Source organism: Streptomyces sp. NPDC048603, from assembly GCF_043199475.1.
Classification (GTDB): domain Bacteria; phylum Actinomycetota; class Actinomycetes; order Streptomycetales; family Streptomycetaceae; genus Streptomyces.
In genome coordinates this window covers 1-17,959 of the sequence record NZ_JBICVY010000028.1, presented here as the reverse complement: position 1 = coordinate 17,959, position 17,959 = coordinate 1, and the positions used below count along the sequence as shown (strand labels likewise).

Here is a 17,959-nt window from a genome sequence, read left to right as displayed (position 1 = left end):
TGCGCTCAGCCGGTGCTGCGGGACGCGTACGTGCGGACGTCCGCGTCCGGGTCGGACGTGGCCGTGGCCAGCGCCGCCCGCGCGGCCGGGTCGGGCGCATGCCGCAGCAGGGCCAGCACGGCCGCCTTGCGGACATCGGCGTTCGCGTCGGCCAGTGCCTTCGCCAGCGCGGGCACCGCCAGGCCGGCCGGGGCCGCAGCCAGTGCCGTCGCCGCCCCGGCCCGTACCTGCCACGCCGGATCACCGAGCGCGGCCGCCGCCCGCCCGGCGTGCCCGGCCGGGCAGCCGGTCGTGGCCAGCGCCGCCAGCGCGGCGCCCCGGACCAGCGGGTCGGTGTCGTCCAGCAGCGGTTCCAGCGGCTCCGGCGCGGGCGCGCGTACCGCCGCGAGACCCTTGGCGACCGCGACCCGCACCTCCCGGGCCGGGTCGGCGGCGGCCGTGCCGAGCGCCCGTACGGCATCCACGGAGACCAGGGCACGGACCGCCTGGATCCGGACCGCCGCCTCGCCGTCGGCGAGCGAACGGGCGTACAGTCCGGCGTCCCCCAGCCGGAGCGTACGCAACGCCTCCAGCGCGGCCGTACGGACGGCCGGGTCGGCGACGTCCAGCGCCGCCCGCAGCCCGACGCCGAACTCCGGCTCTGCCGGCAGCACTTCGAGCAGCTCGCGCAGCGAGGCGGCGGCGGCCGAGCGGACCTGCGGCGCCGCGTCGGCGAGCCGCTCCGCGAGGGCGGGCCCGGCCCCGGCCGGCAGGGTCTCGGCGAGCGTGGCCACGGCCGCGGACCGCACCGCCGGGTCCGGGTCGGTGAGGTACGGCCGTAGCGCGGCCAGGTCGGGCTCCTCCTCGCCGAGCGCGAGCAGCCGCAGCAGCCGCCCCTGCCCGGAGCCGGACTCGGACTCGGACTCGTCGAGCGGGTCGGGTTCGGGGCCGGCCGCAGCCGCGCCGGTGCCGGCGATGGCGCGCGCCGCCGCCGGCGCCGCCTCGCGCGGCCCGGCCGTGGCCACCGGGACGAGGCCGACCTCGCCCAGGTGCCGTTCCGGGCCGCCCGGCGGGCTGAACTCCGGGACCGGGACGACGTACGGCTCCACCGGCCGCGCGGTGAACTCCATCGCCCCGGAGGGCGACTTGCGCAGGTCCAGGTGGTGCAGCCAGCCCGCGTCGTCGCGCTCCGGATGGTCCAGCCGCTCGTGGTACAGCCCCCACCGGGACTCCGTACGGGCCAGCGAGGACCGGGCCGCCATCTCCGCGCAGTCCCGGATGAAGGACACCTCCGCGCAGCGCATCAGCTCGTGCGCGGTCCCGGCGCCCATCTCCGCGATCTCCCGTTCCATCCGGACGAACGCCTCCACCGCCAGGGACAGCTTGGCGCCCGTCTTCGGGGGCGCCACGTAGTCGTTCACGAAGCGGCGCAGCTTGTACTCCACCTGGGGCTGCGGCGGTCCGTCCGGGTTCCGCAGCGGCCGGTAGACCAGCTCGTGGGCGGCGGCCAGCTGGTCGGCGGGCAGCGGTCCCCGGTACGCCCGGTACCGTGCCGCGTCCTCCCCGGCCAGGTCGCCGAAGACGAAAGCGCCGATCATGTAGTTGTGCGGTACGCAGGCCAGGTCCCCGGCGGCGTAGAGCCGCGGGACAGTGGTGCGGGCGTGCGCGTCCACCCGTACCCCGGAGGCCGAGTGCCCGCCGCACAGGCCGATCTCCGAGATGTGCATCTCGATGTCGTGGGTGCGGTAGTCGTGGCCGCGGTTCGCGTGGAAGGTGCCGCGGGTCGGCCGCTCCGTGGAGTGCAGGATCGATTCGACGGCGCCGATGGTCTCCTCGGGGAGATGGCTGAGCTTGAGGTAGACCGGGCCCCGGTCGGAGGCGAGTTCGGCGGCGAACTCGGCCATCATCCGGCCCGACCAGTAGTCGGACTCGACGAACCGCTCGCCGTGCCGGTTGACCTGGTAGCCGCCGAACGGGTTGGCGACGTACGCGCAGGCGGGCCCGTTGTAGTCCTTGATCAGCGGGTTGATCTGGAAGCACTCGATGCCGGTGAGGGCGGCTCCCGCGTGGTACGCCATGGCGTAGCCGTCACCGGCGTTGGTCGGGTTCTCGTACGTGCCGTAGAGGTAGCCGGACGCGGGCAGTCCGAGCCGCCCGCAGGCGCCTGTCGCCAGGATCACCGCCCCCGCCCGTACGGTCACGAACTCCCCGGTGCGGGTGTTGAACCCGGCCGCGCCGATCGCCTCGCCGGTCTCCGGGTGGGTGAGCACGCGTACCGGCATCACCCGGTTCTCGATGCGGATCCGCTCGCGCATCTCGCGCCGCCGCAGCTGCCGGTAGAGCACCTTCTTGACGTCCTTGCCCTCGGGCATGGGCAGCACGTACGAACCCGACCGGTGCACCTGGCGCACCGCGTACTCGCCGTGCTCGTCCTTCTCGAACTTCACGCCGTACGACTCCAGCCGCCGGACCATCCCGAAGCCGCGGGTGGCGGTCTGCCGGACCGTGGACTGGTCGACGATGCCGTCGTTGGCGCGGGTGATCTCGGCGACGTAGTCGTCGGGTTCGGCGCGGCCGGGGATGACCGCGTTGTTGACCCCGTCCATGCCCATGGCGAGGGCGCCGGAGTGCCGGACGTGGGCCTTCTCCAGCAGCAGGACGTCCGCGCCGCGGCCGGCGGCGGTGAGCGCGGCCATGGTGCCGGCGGTGCCGCCCCCGATGACGAGGACGTCGCAGGAGAGTTCGGTCGCGTCGGCGAGGGCGGGGATCTGCACGGGGGTGCCTTTCGGTGTGCGCGGCCACGCGGCTGCGCGGCTTCGCCTGTGAGTGGGGGCGCGGGCGCGCGGTCAGAGGGAGTCGAGGATCTCGGCGCGCAGGGCGGCGGTGTCCGGCGACCGGTGCGCGGCCCGGTCGCGCGGGCTCGGCACGGTCAGCACCCGGCCGGTGCCGAGCAGCGCCACCCGGTCGCCGAGGAACAGGGCCTCGTCCACGTCATGGGTGACGAAGACGACGGTGGCGCCGGTGCCGCGCAGGATCTCCACCAGGAGGTCCTGCATCTCGGCGCGGGTCTGGGCGTCCAGTGCGCCGAACGGTTCGTCCATCAGCACGGCGCGGGGGCGCGCGGCGAGGGCGCGGGCCAGCTGGACACGCTGCCGCTGGCCGCCGGAGAGCTGGTGCGGCAGCTTGCGGGCGTGCTCGGCGAGACCCACCCGGTCCAGCCAGTCCGCTGCCGCGCGGCGCCGCTCGGCGCGTGCGGTCCGGCGGATCGCGAGGGGCAGCTCGATGTTGGCCCGTACGGTCCGCCAGGGCAGCAGGGCGTCCTCCTGGAAGACCAGTGCGCGGTCCGCGCCGGGCCGGGTGACGGGGCGGCCGTCCTGGGTGACCTCGCCTGCCAGCGGCGGCAGCAGCCCGGCGAGGGTGCGCAGCAGGGTGGACTTGCCGCAGCCGGAAGGGCCCACGACGGCCAGCAGTTCGCCGGGGGCGATCCGCAGGTCGACGGTGTCGAGCACCGGCGCGGCGGGCGAGTGGCCCAGCCGTACGCCGTCCAGGGCGAGGGCGGCGCCCGCCGGGGCGGTGGCGCGGGCGGGGGCGGTGACCGTGACGGTGGTCATGGATGGCTCCTTCCTCGTTTCGGTGGCCGGTGGCCGGTGGCCGGTGGCTTGTGTGCGGTGTGCGGCGTGGCAGCGCGTGGTGCGTGCCGTGAGGCCGGTACGGGTGCGGGCGTGCGGCACGGGGCAGGGCCGCTGCGCGGGGCATGTCCCCTACCCGCCCCTCCCCACTCCCCGGGGCTCCGCCCCGGACCCAGCCGGTCGGCCGGAACCCGCGCCGGTGCCCGCCCTCGCGGTGCCGTCCTCTGACGGGCCGGTCTCCGGGCCGGTGTGTGCCGGGTCCGTGGTGTCTGCTTCCGCGGTCTCCGCCGGCCGACGGCCGGTCTCCGGAGCGGTGGCTGCCGGGGCCCGCTCGGCAGGGCGGGGCTGCGCCGGGTGCCCGGTCCCCGCTGCGCGCCGGCGGGCGGGGCGGCGGCGCGGCCGGGCCGAAGGGGCACCTGATGCGGGACGGGGGAGCCAGGCGGTGAGGCGGCGGCCCAGGGCCTCCACGGCCGTGGAGGTCAGCCAGCCCAGCGCGCCGATGGTCACCATGCCGACGAACACCCCCGGGTAGTCCACCACCGTGTAGTCCTGCCAGGTCCGGTAGCCGACCCCGTACTCGCCCGAGATCATCTCGGCGGAGATGACGCAGATCCACGAGACGCCGATGCCCACCGACAGTCCGCCGAAGACGCCCGGCAGCGCGCCCGGCAGCACCACCGACAGCAGCACCCGGGTCCGGCCGCCGCCCATCGTCAGGACCGCCTCCTCCCACACCGGGCTCAGCGCCCGCACCGCGTGCCGGGTCGACACCAGCACCGGGAAGAAGGCGGCCGCGCAGGTGATGAAGACGATGCCCTGCTCGTTCGTGGGGAGGAGCAGGATGGCCACCGGCACGAGGGCGATCGCCGGGACCGGGCGCAGCACCTCCACGATCGGTCCCAGCAGGTCCGCGGCCCACCGGGAGCGGGCGATGGCCGTGCCGGCCGCCACTCCCAGCACCGAGGCCAGGAAGAAGCCGATCACGATCCGGCGCAGGCTGTGTTCCAGGTCCTGCCAGTACGGGCCGGTGCCCAGCCGGTCGGCGAAGGCGGAGCCGACCTCGCCGACCGTCGGGAACTGCTCGAACCGCAGCCACAGGTTGACGTCCAGCGAGGTCAGGGCCTGCCACACGGCCAGGGCCGTGGCCAGTGATCCCGCGCGCACCAGCCACCGGCCGGGTGCCGTGCGGACCGTCATGACGCCGTCGCCAGGGCCACGGCCTCGGCATGGCCGATGATCCGGGCTCCGGCGTGCTGTCCGGCGTACGCCTTCGCGGTCGACGGGGCGACGAAGGCACGCAGTTCCGTGCCCTCCGCGACCCACACGGCCTTGTCGGCGTACCAGAGCGTGCCGGTCACGGCGTCGGGGACGTATGCGGCCCGGACGCCGTCGCCCGCCGCCTTCGCCGCTTTCAGCAGCTCCCGCGGGCTGTCGAAGGACCGCGTGCTGTCCTGGCCCTTCAGCCACAGTTCCGCACGCGGTGCCGCCGCCTTCGGGTACGCGGTGCCCGCGGCCCGCTTCAGCGGCTCCGGGTCCACGAACGCGTCCACGTCCACGTCCTGGACCAGCTTGGCCGCCTTCAGCACCGGCACGTCCTCCTTCAGCGCGGCGATGAGCTCGGGCCGCAGCGCCGGGTCGAAGGTGGCGATGCCGTTCGCGCCGTTGTAGAGGTAGACCACCTCCGCCGGCAGCCCGGTCTCCTTCGCCACCGACTCGGCCGCCGCCACCGGCTTCGCCCGCAGGTGGTCGGTGGCGCGCTGCTGGGCCTTGAGGAAGTCGTCGAGCACACCGGGCCGTTCGGTGGCGAACCTCTGCCGGACGGTGACCCCGTGGAAGGTCGGCAGGTTCAGCTCGGCCCCGTCGTAGAGGGGCTTCGCCCTGCCCTCGTACGCGAGCTGCCCGGGCCAGGCCACGAACTGGGACAGGGCGTCCACGCTGCCCGCCTGCAGGGCCGAAGCGCCCACACTGGGCTGCTGGTTGAGTTTCTGGATGCCCTTCTCCGGGTCGATCCCGGCGCGCTGCAGGGCCCGTACGAGCGTCCCGTCGGCGGCCGATCCGACACTGGTCGACACCTTCTTGCCGCGCAGGCCGGCCAGCGACTCCAGCGTCGAGTCGGGTGCGGTCACCACCGTGTTGAGGCCGCCGCGCAGGTTGTAGCCGGTGACCGAGACCAGCCGGGTCGGCTGCTTCAGCTCCTTGCCCCGGGCGGCGTTGATCAGCAGTGGGAAGTCGCCCATCGAACCGATGTCGATCTTCCCGGCGGTCATCTGGGCGGTGATGGGGGCGCCGGTCGCGTAGTCCTGCCAGTCGACCTTGTACGTCACCCCCTCCCGCTTGCCGCGCGCGGCCAGCTCCTCCTCGAAGTAGCCCAGGGAGCGCAGCAGGGTGCCGGCGGTGACGGTGTTGATGGTCTTGGACTGGTAGCCGACGGTCACCGTGACCGTCTTCGACGGGCCGCCCGCCCCGTTCTTCCCGTCCTCGCCGCCGCAGGCGGTGGCCAGGGGGAGGAGGAGGGCGACCGGTACGGCGGGGGCGAGGACTCTGTGACTGCGACGCATGGGACGGTGGCCTTTCAACGGAGCAGGTAGGGCATGTTGACGGTCACCGCGCCGGTGGGACAGCGCGCGGCGCACGGGCCGCAGTACCAGCACTCGTCCACGTGCATGTACGCCTTGCCGTTGTCCTCGCGGATCGCGAGCGAGTCGAGCGGACACATGTCGACGCAGAGGGTGCAGCCGTCGATGCACTTGGACTCGTCGATGGTCACGGGCACGTCGGCGCGCTGGGGGACCAGAGGCATGGCTGTCTCCAGGAGGCGAGGGGGACTTTGGAGCTCAGAGCGAGTGGTGGATCGAGTGGTGGAGCGAGCGGTGGAGCAGGCCGCTCATGGTGATGCGGTCGCCGCGGAAGCGGATGAACTCCAGGTCGACGGGCCGGCCGTCGCGCAGGTGGGTCAGCCGCTCCAGCATCAGCACGGCCGCGCCCCTGGGGGCCTGGAGCACGGCGGCGGAGTGCGCGTCGGCGTTGACGGCTTCGAGGGTGATGTCGGCGTGGCCGAGGGGCTGTCCGGCGAGCGATTCCAGCAGCCGGAAGAGGTCGGTGTTCTCCAGGTCGCAGCCGAGGAGTCCGGTGCCGAGGTCCATGGGGACGTAGGTGAGGTCGAGGGACAGCGGCAGGCCGTTCAGCCTGCGCAGCCGCTCGACGTAGAGCACGTCGGTGTGCTCGGGGAGGCCCAGGCGGTGGGCCACGGGTGCGGGCGCCGGCACCGGGCCCACGGTGCGGACCTCGTTGCTGACGGTGCCGTGCTCGTGCAGGGTCTCGGCGAGTCCCTGGAGGCGGTCGAGGCCGTGGGGGTACTTCTCGCAGACGACGACGGTGCCGACGCCGGGCTGCCGTTCGACGAGCCGCTCGCCGCGCAGCAGGTCCAGGGCCTGCCGGACGGTGTTGCGGCTGGCCCGGTAGTCGTCGGCGAGGGTGTTCTCCAGCGGGAGGACCCCGCCGGGGAAGGCGCCCGAGAGGATCTGGTGGCGCAGCAGGTCGGCGAGCTGCCGCGCCCGGTCCGCGCGCAGTCGCCGCCGCCGCGCGGCGTGGTCGAGGCTGCGTTCGGCTGGCATGGCAGGGAACGTACCGGTGGCCGGGCCGTGGTGGTGTTGCCGCAGTATTGCGCCACCCGGCGGACGGTGTGAACAGCTCTGACCTGCGGGTTCCGGGGCGGAGTGGCAAGATCCGCCACCCCGCCCACGGGGGCTGTCCCAGGGTGTGGACTAGCGGGCGCCCACGATGCGGCCGGTGACCTCGCCGAGGCCGACCTTGGTGCCGTCCGGGCCCGGGGCCCAGGCGGTGAGGGTGACGGTGTCGCCGTCCTCCAGGAAGGTGCGCTTGCCCTCGGCGAGTTCGATGGCGTCGCGGCCGTTCCAGGTCAGCTCCAGCAGGGAGCCCCGCTGGCCGGTCTCCGGACCGGAGACGGTGCCGGAGCCGTAGACGTCGCCGGTGCGCAGCGAGGCGCCGTTGACCGTCATGTGCGCGAGCTGCTGGGCGGCGGTCCAGTACATGGTGGAGAACGGCGGGTGGGCCACCTCCTGCCCGTTGATCGACACGGTGATGCGCAGGTCGAAGCCGCCCTGCTCGTCGGCGTCCGCGTCGTCGAGGTAGGGGAGCAGCGGGAAGTCCCGGGCGGGCGGTGCGACGCGGGCGGCGTCCAGGGCCTCCAGCGGGGTCACCCAGGCGGACACCGAGGTGGCGAAGGACTTGCCGAGGAACGGGCCGAGCGGCACGTACTCCCAGGCCTGGATGTCCCGGGCGGACCAGTCGTTGAGCAGGAACAGCCCGAAGACGTGCTCGCGGAACTCGCCGAGGGGGACGGGCCGGCCGTGCTCGGAGGGGGTGCCGACGACGAAGCCGACCTCGGCCTCGATGTCGAGCTTGACGCTCGGGCCGAAGACCGGCGCCGGGTCGGCGGGGGCCTTGCGCTGGCCCGAGGGGCGCACGACGTCGGTGCCGGACACCACGACGGTGCCGGACCGGCCGTGGTAACCGATCGGCAGGTGCTTCCAGTTGGGGGTCAGCGGGTCGCCGTCGGGCCGGAACATCCGCCCGACGTTGGTGGCGTGGTGCTCGCTGGCGTAGAAGTCGACGTAGTCGGCGACCTCGTACGGCAGGTGCAGGGTCACCGTGTCGAGCGGCAGGAGGTGCGGCTCGACGGTGGGCCGGTGGCCGGGGTCGGTGACCCAGGCGGTCAGCGCGCGGCGCACGTCGTGCCAGGCGGTGCGGCCGGCGGCCAGCAGCGGGTTGAGGGAGGCGTGCCCGAGCAGCGCGGCGTAGGGGGAGCCGAGCGCGAGGGCGGCCGCGCCCGCGTCGAGCACGTGTCCGCCGATCCGCACACCGATGCGGCGCCGCCCGGGCTCCCCGGCGGTGCTGAACACCCCGTACGGGAGGTTGTGCGGGCCGAACGGATCGCCCTCGGGGACGTCGAGGGGGCTCTGCTGGGGCATGGGGTGCTGCCTCGCTTTCCACACGGTCCGGGGGTGTCCCGGGTGACACAGTGAGGGTTGACACGTTACGTGGCCGGTGAGGGCTGCGGGAGTGCGGATTCGAGTGCTATTTGTAGGACTTGTCCGAGGAGGTCCTATCCTTGGCGCCGTGACAAGCGCCCTCCCTCACGCCTCCTCGCACGCCTCCCGCGCCTCTTCGCACGCCTTAGCCCGCCCTGCTCCGTACGCCGCTCCGAGTGCCGCTCCGAGCGCCTCCCGGTACGCCTCCCCGTACGCGCTGATCGCCACGGACCTGGACGGAACGCTGCTCTGCGCCGGGGACACCGTCTCACCCCGCTCGCACGCCGCGCTCGCGCTGGCTCGCGCCGCGGGCGCCCGGCACATCGTGGTGACGGGGCGCCCGGTCTCCCAGGTACGCCATGTCCTGGACGGGCTCGGATATGCGGGGCTCGCGGTGTGCGGGCAGGGCGCGCAGGTGTATGACGCGGCGCGCGACCGGATGCTTCACTCCGTCGAGATGGACCGGGAGCTGGCGGAGGTCGCCCTGGGCAAGATCGAGGCGGAGATCGGGGAGGTCTACGCGGCGGTCAACGGGGCCGGCCTCGACGCGGTGATGCTGACGGCGCCGGGCTACCGGATGCCGCATCCGCACCTGGCGACGGTCCGGGTGGGCCGCCGGGCCGAACTCTGGTCCGCGCCGATCAACAAGGTGCTGCTCCAGCACCCCGAACTGGACGACGACGAACTGACCCGGATCGCGCGGGGCGTGGTGGGCCACATGGTCAACGTGACGATGGCGGGAGAGCACACGGTGGAGCTCCAGCCGCCGGGGGTCTCCAAGGCGACGGGCCTGGCGCTGGCAGCGGCGGAACTGGGCGTTCCGGCGGCCGGGACGATCGCCTTCGGTGACATGCCGAACGACATCCCGATGTTCGCGTGGGCCGCGCACGGCGTGGCCATGGCCAACTCCCACACCGAACTCAAGGCGGTGGCGGACGAGGTCACCCTGTCCTGCGACGAGGACGGCATCGCGGTGGTCCTGGAACGCCTCTACGCCTGACGGCTCCCCGAGGCACAGGCCCGTCTCCGCCGAAGGTGCGGGCAGACGTTCCGCAGGGCCCTGCCCCACCCTGGCCGGGGCGCGGCTCCGCGGAAGGCCTGCCCACACGGCCGGTGGCGACGCGGCACGCCTGCCCACACGGCGGTGGGGTGTGGCACGCCCGCCCACACGGCGGTGCGGGGCGTCAGCCCGCGGCGCGGGGGAGGCGGCGTTCCCAGGTGCGGTGGAAGACGACCTCGTCGCCCTCACGGCACACCAGCTCGTTCGACGTCACGAAGCCGCCCTCGTCGCACGAGGTCTCCGCCCGCACCTCCACCCGCACGTCCCACCCCGCCTCCGGCCGGTGCAGCCGGATCCGCCAGTCCGAGCGCGCCCGCGCCGACAGCGGGTCCGCGTCCTGGATCTCGTAGACGTCCAGGACCTCCTCCCCGGCCTCCAGCCCGTCCGGGTACACCCGCGTGCCGCCGTACCGCGGGTCCGCCTCCAGCCGCCACACCCCCCGCGCCACGTCCCGTACGACGAGCCGCTCCGGTCGCGGCTCGTCCAGCGTCACCGGCGCCGACACGCCCAGCGGCTCCGCCTGTTCCGGCCCCTCGAAGGACACCTCCGCATCCGCCGGCGACGCGCTCCGCACCGGCAGGGTCAGCGCGCTGCCCGCCGGGTCCACCGTCCATCCCGCCTCCGAGCCGGCCCGCGGCCAGATCCACGGCCAGTACGCGGAGGACAGCGCCAGCCGGATCCGGTGGCCCGGCGGAAACGCGTGCCCGATGGCGTTCAGCTCGAAGGTGACCGTCTCCCAGGCGCCCGTCGGCCACGGCACCGCCCGGTCCCGGCCCGACCGGGCCGACAGGTTGAGCGCCCCCCTCGTGACCAGCGTCGACGCCCCGTCCGGCGCGACGTCGCACAGCCGCGCGAGGATCTGGCCGTAGGGGACGTCCATCCGCAGCCGGACCGTCACCGAGGCCCGGCCCAGCACCTCCAGTGCCGTGCCGTCCGGTACGGGGAACTCGAAACACGCCGACTTCGCGTCCTCCTCCCGCTGGTCCGGCGGCAGGTCCGCCTCGTTGCCGAACGGGCAGAACCGCCCCGCGTCCAGCCCCGTGTGCTGCGGCGACCTGACCGGTACCGGCGCGCCCTGGAGGGCGTACGCGACGGGCTCCACGTTCGGCGAGGGCCAGCCCGGGTCGGCGACCCAGCGCCCCGGCAGCTCCTCGTACACCGTGCGCGGCGGGTGCGAGCCGCTGATCCAGGAGCGGAGCAGCGGCTCCTCCATCACCCCGGTGTAGGCCCCTTTCAGCCAGCGGTCCCACCAGCGCAGGGTCTCCTGCAGGAAGCCGATCGCCGGTCCCGGCGGCAGTCCGCGGTCCGGGTACTGGTGGCACCACGGGCCGATCACCCCCCGCACCCGGTCCGCGGGGAGCGCGGACACCAGCCGCAGCACCGCGTCCCGGTACGGGTCGTGCCAGCCGCCGACCGCCAGCACGGCCGCGCCGACCGCCCCGTAGTCCTCGCAGACGCTGCCGTGCCTCCAATAGCCGTCCCGGGTCTGGTGGGACAGCCAGGTGTGGATCCGCGGCTCCACCGCCTCCAGCCGGGACAGCCACGCGTCCCGCCAGCCCTCGCCCGCGTACCGCGGGTCCGGCGGGCGTGCGGAGAGGGCCAGCAGCGCCGCGCCCCACGCGTGCGTCTCCGAGGCGAGCACCGAGCCGCCCGCGTAGTGCGCGTCGTTGTCGTAGCGGTCGTCGCTCGCGCAGACCGTGACCACGGCCTTGAGCGGTTCGGGCGCCAGCGCCGCGACCTGCAGCGAGTTGAAGCCGCCCCAGGAGACGCCGAACATGCCGACGGAGCCGGTGCACCAGGGCTGGTCCGCCAGCCACTCCACCACCGTGACCCCGTCGGCGAGCTCCTGCGCGTCGTACTCGTCGCCGGGCCGGCCGCCGCTGTTGCCGTGGCCGCGCACGTCGACCCGTACGGAGGCGTAGCCGTGGCCGGCGTACCAGGGGTGGCGCTGTGCGTCGCGCGGGGCGGTCCCGTCGGTGAGCCGGTAGGGGAGGTACTCCAGCAGGGCGGGAACGGGCGCGTCGGTGACGGGCCGCCAGATCCGCGCGTACAGCCGCACTCCGTCCCGCATCGGGATCCGGACGTCCTCGTGGCGCGTCTCATGGGGGAAGGAGGTGCGGATGGTCGTACGGCTCATGGGCAAAACGTACTCTCCATACCAATCGAGTCATGAAGAACATACCGGGGTGCTTGGGGTGGTGTCCGGAAGGCGGGACGGTGTGGACCGGCGGGCGCTCACGGTGATCGAAAATGGACGGGATACGCTGGCTTGAGTGAAGGCAGCGACACATCGACAATCCAGGTGATCGTCACCGTGGTCGTCAGCAGACAGGAGTACCCCTCGTGACCGTCGTCGGGCCGTTCGGACTGAGCGTGCGGGACCAGGCTCTTGAGACCGATGTCCAGGCCGGACTGGCCGCCGTGGAGGCGGGTCTGCTGGAGGCCACCAAGAGCGAGGTCCCCTTCATCACCGAGGCCGCACAGCACCTGGTGAAGGCCGGGGGCAAGCGCTTCCGGCCGCTGCTGGTGATGCTGGCCGCCCGGTTCGGGGACCCCTACGCGCCGGGGATCGTGCCCTCCGCCGTGGTCGTGGAGCTCACCCACCTGGCGACGCTGTACCACGACGACGTGATGGACGAGGCGGACGTGCGCCGCGGGGTGCCCAGCGCCAACACGCGCTGGGGCAACTCGGTGGCCGTCCTGACGGGTGACTTCCTCTTCGCCCGCGCCTCGCACATACTGGCGGACCTCGGCCCGGAGGCCGTCCGCATCCAGGCCGAGGCCTTCGAGCGGCTCGTCACCGGGCAGATCCTGGAGACCGCCGGTCCGCGGGACGGCCGGGACCCGGTCGAGCACTACCTGGAGGTCATGGCCGGCAAGACCGGCTCGCTGGTCGCCGTTTCGTGCCGCTTCGGCGCGCTGATGGCCGGCGCCGACGAGGCGGTCGTCGACATCCTCACGCAGTACGGCGAGCGCCTCGGCACCGCCTTCCAGCTGGCCGACGACGTCCTGGACATCGCCTCCGACACGCACGAGTCGGGCAAGACCCCCGGCACCGACCTGCGCGAGGGCATCCCGACGCTGCCGGTGCTGCGGCTGCGCGAGACGGCCGCGCGGGACGGCCGCGAGGAGGACCTGGAACTCGTACGCCTCCTCGACGGCGACCTCACCGACGACGCCCGGCACGCCGAGGTCCTGGCCCGGCTCAGGGTGCACCCGGCGCTGGAGCAGGCGCGCCGGGACACCGTGCGCTACGCGGAGGAGGCCCGCGCCACGCTGGCCCCGCTGCCCGACTGCTTCGCGAAGTCGGCGCTGGAGGAGCTGTGCGACGCGGTGGTCCACCGCGCGGGGTAGTACCCGAGGTCCCTGAAAGGGCCCTTCCGTCCCCTACGGGTTGGGGGAGGAGGGGCCCTTTCGTGTCATACCGCGGTCGTACACGGAGTTGGCTCCGGGGGTTGACGCGCACCCCGTGTCCGGTTTGGTCAGATGGATCCATCAACCGCACCGGATCAGGACAGAGGGCAGGAACTGACATGGCAGCGAACGTGAAGACTTCCCGCAAGGCCGCTCGGTACGCCGTACCGGCTGTGGTGCTCGGCGTGGTCGGCGCGACGGTCGCGCTCGTCCCCGCCTTCGCCAACGCCGGCGGCCCCGACCTGCCCGAGATCACGGCACAGCAGCTGATAGAGAAGATCGCCGCCTCGGAGGTGGAGCAGCTGTCCGGCACCGCGAAGATCACCACGGACCTCGGCCTGCCGAAGCTGGCCGGCGGTCTGCTCGGCGGCGGCGGGGTCACCGGCGGTTCGGCGAACCCCGAGGACAAGCTGGCGCAGCTGGCGGCCGGCACGCACACCTTCAAGGTGGCCGCGGACGGCCCCGACCGCCAGAAGGTGACCTTCCTGGACGGGAAGGACGAGTACACCCTCGTCCACAACGGCAAGGACGTGTGGGGGTACGACAGCAAGTCCAACGAGGTCTTCCACGACAAGACGGAGGAGGCCGGCCCCGCCGGGAAGGAGAGGAAGACCGCCGAGCGGCTGCCCGCCACCCCCAAGCAGCTGGCCGAGGAGGCCCTGAAGGCGGCCGGCCCCACCACCACCGTGACCGTCGGTGACACCGCTCAGGTGGCCGGGCGGGACGCCTACCAGCTGGTGCTCAAGCCCAAGCAGTCCGGTTCCACGGTCGGTTCGGTCCAGATCGCGGTCGACGCGAAGAACGGCGTGCCGCTGCGCGTCCAGCTGCTGTCGAGCAAGGGCGGCAAGCCGATCGTCGACGCGGGCTTCACCCAGGTCGAGTTCGCCAAGCCGGCTGCCTCCGCCTTCGAGTTCACCCCGCCCAAGGGCGCCAAGGTGACCGAGGGCGCGGCGGAGCACGGCAAGGACGCGGACAAGGAGTTCAAGGCCCTGGAGTCCCTGCCGGGTTTCGGGGGACTGATCGGTGGAGCCGGCGGCCAGGGCGATGTGAAGGAGCTGGGCGAGGGCTGGGCCACGGTGGCGCGCATCGACTCCGGTGCCGGCCAGGGCCTCAAGGAGCTGGAGAACGACAAGAACGCGCCGAAGGAGGCCAAGCAGTTCATGAACTCCCTCGGGGACAAGGTCACCGGCAAGTTCGGTGAGGGCCGGGTCTTCTCGACGCGTCTGGTCAACGCCCTGATTACGGACGACGGGAAGGTCTACGTCGGCGCGGTCACCTCGGACCAGCTGGTGAAGACGGCCAACGCCGACAAGTAGCTGACGCCGGCACGCAGTCAGCGCCGGCGGGCAGTCGGCGCCGGCGCCTGCCGCACCTGTGCACGAGGGTGGCCCGGGACCTGTGTCCCGGGCCACCCTTTCGCCGTTTCCGTTCTGTGTACAGCGCGCCCGCTGTACGGTGAAGGGCATGTCGAGACACGTCACCATCCGCCTGGACGAGGAGTTCCACGACCGTCTCAAGGCGCGAGCGGCGGCATTGGGCACGACGGTCACCGCGATGATCACCGAGGTCACCGAGCGCGAACTGGACGAGGACCGGAAGAGGTTCCTTTCCGGCATCGACGAGTTCGCCGATCACTGGGGCTACTTCCAGGAGCGGTTCGGCAATTGAAGATCACCATGGAGTGGGCCTGGACCGCGCTGGCCCACCATCTCCCGTCCGACCCGGCCGTCTGGGATCCGTCCGGGGTCGCCGCCGCCGTGGCCCGGCACCAGAACGACCTGGTGCTCGTCCCCGAGCAGCCGGCCCCCGACACCGCCTGGCGGGCCGCCGCCTTCCTGCACACCCTCGCGGTGTGCCCCGCCCTCGAATCCCCGATGAACGAGTTCTACGCCGCCGCGGCCACCCGCTCGTACCTGCGGGTGGCCGGTGCCAAACAGCTGCCCTCGCCGGAGGCGCTGGGGGATCTGGTGGAGGCCGCCAAGAAGGGCCGGGCGGACGTCGCCGCGGTCGCCGAGGAGCTGCGCGCCCGGATCCAGGAGCCGCCGCCGGTCCTGCACGGCGACGGCTCCGAAGACGGCGGGGCCGGGATCAGAAGGTGATCTTCCAGCTGTTGATGTAGCCGACGTCCTGTCCGGCCGCGTCCTTCACCCGGAGGTTCCAGACCCCGTTCGCGACCTCGCTGGAGGCGTTGACGGTGTACGACTGCACGAGGTTGTCGGCACTGCCGCCACTGCGGTTGTGCAGGTTGTAGACCGTGCCGTCCGGGGCGACCAGGTCGACCACCAGGTCACCGCGGTAGGTGTGGACGATGTTCACGTCCACCTTGGTGGTGGCCGGGGCGTTGCCCGCGACACCCGAGACCGTGATCGGCGAGTTCACCGCGGCGGCCGGGTAGTCGGGGATGTTCACGTCCGCCGTGTTCTCGAAGGACGGGCCGGGCGGGACCGGGGTCGAGGCGCCCAGGTTCCAGATCGCGTAGGCCGCGGCGTCGCTGTTGCGGTCCAGGGCGGTGTCGTTGATGTTCGCCGTGGTGTCGCAGGAGGAGTGGTAGCAGCGGTCGAAGGCCTGACCGGCGGTGCCGCCCCACTTCTGGGCCTGGGCCGAGGTCTTGGTGTTGCCGGCGCCGGTGAACAGGCCGCCGACCGGGATGCCCACGTTCTTGAACGAGGCGTGGTCGGACCGCCCGTCGCCCTCGGTCTCGATCTCGGTCGGGACGCCGATGCCCGCGAAGTAGTTCTTGAAGGTCTGCTCGATGGTCGGGTCGTCGTCGTAGACGAAGTAGCCCGGGTTCGGTGAACCGATCATGTCGAAGTTCAGGTAGCCGGCGAACTTGGCCCGCTCGGTGGCGGAGAGGCTGTTCACGTAGTTCTTCGAGCCGACCAGGCCCAGTTCCTCCGCGCCCCACCAGCCGAACCGCAGGTGCTTGGTGGGCTGGAGCTGGGCGCGGGAGACGGCGAGCGCGATCTCCAGGGTCGCCGCGGAGCCCGAGCCGTTGTCGTTGATGCCGGCGCCCGAGGTCACCGAGTCCAGGTGCGACCCGGCCATCAGGATCGAGTTGGGGTCGCCGCCCGGCCAGTCGGCGATCAGGTTGTAGCCGGTGGCGCCGTTGTACGTGAAGGTCTGCAGGCTGGTGGTGTAGCCGGCCGCGTCGAGCTTGGCCTTCACGTAATCGATGGAAGCCTTGTAGCCGGTCCGCCCGTGGGCCCGGTTGCCGCCGTTGTTCGCGGCGATGGTCGAGAACTGCGAGAGGTGCGCCTTGACGTTGGCGACGGGGATGTCGGGCGGGGTGGGTGCGGCGGTGACCGCCGTCGGTACGGCGAGGGCGGCGGGCGCGGTGGCCGCGACCAGCCCGCCGACCGCGAGGGCGGCGACGGCGGCGAGGACGGCAGGGCGCCGCGGAACGGACAGACTCATGTGGGGGCTCCGGAATTCCGAACGGGGATGGGAACGGAACGTGCGGGGGTGGTACGTCTGTGCGAGCCCGATGTTCAGCGAGGACATGACAATGCGTCAAGAGCGTAATCCGGTCAGAAGGGTTCGCTAAACGGACGACCGCCCGTACGCGTGTTGCGTACGGGCGGCCGGGTGACGGACGGTGTGTGGTTACGCCGGTTCGCGGGCGGGGGTCCGGGCGCTGCCCGCGGGCGCCTTCGGCGCCGCGGCCAGACCGGCCCGGGCGCGCCGGGCGGCGCGCAGCGCGTCCCAGGTGAGCAGGGCCAGGGCGGCCCACACCAGGGCGAAGCCGGCCCACCGCTCGGGCGGCATGGCCTCGTGGAAGTAGAGCACCCCGAGCGCGAACTGGAACACCGGCGCCAGGTACTGGAGCAGACCGAGGGTGGACAGCGGGACCCGGATGGCGGCGGCGCCGAAGCAGACCAGCGGGAGCGCGGTGACCAGGCCGGTGGCGGCCAGCAGGGCCGCGTGCCCGGTGCCCTCGTGGCCAAAGGCCAGCTCGTCCTGCGTGGACAGCCACAGCAGATAGCCCAGGGCGGGCAGGAACTGGACGGCGGTCTCGGCGGCCAGCGATTCCACCCCACCGAGGTTGATCTTCTTCTTGATCAGGCCGTAGGTGCCGAAGGAGAAGGCCAGGACCAGCGAGATCCACGGCAGGCGGCCGTAGCCGATGGCGAGCACGACCACGGCGGCGACGGCGATGCCGACCGCCGCCCACTGTGCGGGCCGCAGCCGCTCGCCCAGCAGCAGTACTCCGATACCTATGCTGACCAGCGGATTGATGAAGTAGCCGAGGCTGGCCTCCACCACATGGCCGGCGTTCACCGCCCAGATGTAGACGCCCCAGTTCACCGTGATCACGGTGGCGGCGAGCGCGGTCAGGGCGAGCTTCCGCGGCTGCCGCAGCAGCTCCCGTATCCAGCCCCAGCGGCGCATCGCGCACAGCAGCACGACCACCACGGCCAGCGACCACACCATCCGGTGGGCCAGGATCTCCAGGGCCTGTGCGGGCTTGAGCAGTGGCCAGAAGAGGGGGACGAGCCCCCACATGCCATAGGCGGCGAATCCGTAGAGCAGACCCGTGCGCTGTTCGTTCTGTGCCTTCACGGGCCCTCCACTGCTACTTCAAGCCAACCTCTCGACCGTAGCGCCGGGGGCGTTATATGTCATGTCCGTAGACAGTGACAGTCATGACATCCCACATGCCGGACAACGGAACGGGCCCGGAGCTCAGGGGAGCTCCGGGCCCGTGGGGCGTGATCGGGCGGTTCAGCCGATGACGGTCCAGGTGTCGTTGCCGGTGAGGAGGCGGCCGAGGTCGCCCTTGCCGTTCTGTTCGATGGCGTGGTCGAGCTGGTCGGCCATCTGGGTGT

At 72.8% G+C, this 17,959-nt stretch carries 14 protein-coding genes and 1 pseudogene; 5 read left to right on the top strand and 10 right to left on the bottom strand.

Annotated elements, in window-relative coordinates:
• Positions 1-5 precede the first annotated feature (5 nt).
• The 7 genes and pseudogenes from ACGFQ9_RS38175 to fahA form a co-directional block, all read right to left on the bottom strand.
• Positions 6-2,753: a fumarate reductase/succinate dehydrogenase flavoprotein subunit gene (locus tag ACGFQ9_RS38175; protein WP_393580488.1), complete on the bottom strand. Its 2,748-nt coding sequence runs from the start codon at positions 2,751-2,753 to the stop codon at positions 6-8.
• A 72-nt stretch (positions 2,754-2,825) separates the two neighbouring features.
• Entirely contained in the window at positions 2,826-3,590 is a 765-nt protein-coding gene (locus ACGFQ9_RS38170) for an ABC transporter ATP-binding protein (protein WP_393580487.1), read from the bottom strand.
• A 339-nt stretch (positions 3,591-3,929) separates the two neighbouring features.
• A pseudogene (locus ACGFQ9_RS38165) lies at positions 3,930-4,805 on the bottom strand (ABC transporter permease); the annotation flags it as partial.
• Entirely contained in the window at positions 4,802-6,166 is a 1,365-nt protein-coding gene (locus ACGFQ9_RS38160) for an ABC transporter substrate-binding protein (RefSeq protein WP_393580485.1), read from the bottom strand. The gene ACGFQ9_RS38160 and the pseudogene ACGFQ9_RS38165, both read right to left, overlap by 4 nt.
• A gap of 14 nt (positions 6,167-6,180) precedes the next feature.
• Positions 6,181-6,408, bottom strand: a complete 228-nt coding sequence (locus ACGFQ9_RS38155) for a ferredoxin family protein (RefSeq protein ID WP_125741086.1) — start codon at positions 6,406-6,408, stop codon at positions 6,181-6,183.
• Positions 6,409-6,442: 34 nt separating this feature from the next.
• Positions 6,443-7,222 carry a GntR family transcriptional regulator gene (locus ACGFQ9_RS38150; protein WP_393580483.1) on the bottom strand — a complete coding sequence of 260 codons (780 nt, stop codon included), beginning with the start codon at positions 7,220-7,222 and terminating at the stop codon, positions 6,443-6,445.
• A gap of 150 nt (positions 7,223-7,372) precedes the next feature.
• Positions 7,373-8,599: a fumarylacetoacetase gene (gene fahA / locus ACGFQ9_RS38145; protein ID WP_393580481.1), complete on the bottom strand. Its 1,227-nt coding sequence runs from the start codon at positions 8,597-8,599 to the stop codon at positions 7,373-7,375.
• A gap of 277 nt (positions 8,600-8,876) precedes the next feature.
• Between fahA and ACGFQ9_RS38140 the strand changes: the two genes are divergently transcribed.
• Positions 8,877-9,659, top strand: coding sequence for an HAD family hydrolase (locus ACGFQ9_RS38140; RefSeq protein ID WP_393580532.1), 783 nt, complete (start codon positions 8,877-8,879; stop codon positions 9,657-9,659).
• A gap of 184 nt (positions 9,660-9,843) precedes the next feature.
• On the opposite strand, the gene ACGFQ9_RS38135 is transcribed toward ACGFQ9_RS38140, so the two are convergent.
• Entirely contained in the window at positions 9,844-11,856 is a 2,013-nt protein-coding gene (locus ACGFQ9_RS38135) for a CocE/NonD family hydrolase (protein ID WP_393580480.1), read from the bottom strand.
• Positions 11,857-12,062: 206 nt separating this feature from the next.
• On the opposite strand from ACGFQ9_RS38135, the gene ACGFQ9_RS38130 reads away from it, so the two are divergent.
• The 4 genes from ACGFQ9_RS38130 to ACGFQ9_RS38115 all read left to right on the top strand — a co-directional run bounded on the left by ACGFQ9_RS38130 (position 12,063) and on the right by ACGFQ9_RS38115 (position 15,232).
• Positions 12,063-13,073, top strand: a complete 1,011-nt coding sequence (locus ACGFQ9_RS38130) for a polyprenyl synthetase family protein (protein WP_393580479.1) — start codon at positions 12,063-12,065, stop codon at positions 13,071-13,073.
• Positions 13,074-13,252: 179 nt separating this feature from the next.
• Positions 13,253-14,449: an outer membrane lipoprotein carrier protein LolA gene (locus ACGFQ9_RS38125; RefSeq protein WP_393580478.1), complete on the top strand. Its 1,197-nt coding sequence runs from the start codon at positions 13,253-13,255 to the stop codon at positions 14,447-14,449.
• 148 nt (positions 14,450-14,597) lie between these two features.
• The gene (locus tag ACGFQ9_RS38120) at positions 14,598-14,801 is read left to right on the top strand and encodes a hypothetical protein (RefSeq protein WP_393580477.1); all 204 of its coding nucleotides are present in this window, start codon (positions 14,598-14,600) and stop codon (positions 14,799-14,801) included.
• On the top strand, positions 14,798-15,232 hold the full coding sequence (locus ACGFQ9_RS38115) for a hypothetical protein (protein WP_393580475.1): 435 nt from the start codon (positions 14,798-14,800) through the stop codon (positions 15,230-15,232). The genes ACGFQ9_RS38120 and ACGFQ9_RS38115 overlap by 4 nt, the downstream gene beginning before the upstream one ends.
• On the opposite strand, the gene ACGFQ9_RS38110 is transcribed toward ACGFQ9_RS38115, so the two are convergent.
• Positions 15,222-16,547 (bottom strand): M28 family metallopeptidase, encoded by a 1,326-nt coding sequence (locus ACGFQ9_RS38110; protein WP_393580473.1) that lies wholly within the window; start codon positions 16,545-16,547, stop codon positions 15,222-15,224. The two genes, ACGFQ9_RS38115 and ACGFQ9_RS38110, sit on opposite strands and share 11 nt — an antisense overlap.
• 189 nt (positions 16,548-16,736) lie before the next feature.
• Entirely contained in the window at positions 16,737-17,693 is a 957-nt protein-coding gene (gene rarD / locus ACGFQ9_RS38105; protein WP_393580472.1) for an EamA family transporter RarD, read from the bottom strand.
• Positions 17,694-17,959: the final 266 nt, after the last annotated feature.

Excerpts from the sequence above, each read along its gene's own strand:
- ACGFQ9_RS38170 (WP_393580487.1), bottom strand. The coding sequence starts at position 3,590 with ATGACCACCGTCACGGTCACCGCCCCCGCCCGCGCCACCGCCCCGGCG.
- ACGFQ9_RS38160 (WP_393580485.1), bottom strand. The coding sequence starts at position 6,166 with ATGCGTCGCAGTCACAGAGTCCTCGCCCCCGCCGTACCGGTCGCCCTC.
- ACGFQ9_RS38155 (WP_125741086.1), bottom strand. The coding sequence starts at position 6,408 with ATGCCTCTGGTCCCCCAGCGCGCCGACGTGCCCGTGACCATCGACGAG.
- ACGFQ9_RS38150 (WP_393580483.1), bottom strand. The coding sequence starts at position 7,222 with ATGCCAGCCGAACGCAGCCTCGACCACGCCGCGCGGCGGCGGCGACTG.
- fahA (WP_393580481.1), bottom strand. The coding sequence starts at position 8,599 with ATGCCCCAGCAGAGCCCCCTCGACGTCCCCGAGGGCGATCCGTTCGGC.
- ACGFQ9_RS38135 (WP_393580480.1), bottom strand. The coding sequence starts at position 11,856 with ATGAGCCGTACGACCATCCGCACCTCCTTCCCCCATGAGACGCGCCAC.
- ACGFQ9_RS38125 (WP_393580478.1), top strand. The coding sequence starts at position 13,253 with ATGGCAGCGAACGTGAAGACTTCCCGCAAGGCCGCTCGGTACGCCGTA.
- ACGFQ9_RS38120 (WP_393580477.1), top strand. The coding sequence starts at position 14,598 with ATGTCGAGACACGTCACCATCCGCCTGGACGAGGAGTTCCACGACCGT.
- ACGFQ9_RS38110 (WP_393580473.1), bottom strand. The coding sequence starts at position 16,547 with ATGAGTCTGTCCGTTCCGCGGCGCCCTGCCGTCCTCGCCGCCGTCGCC.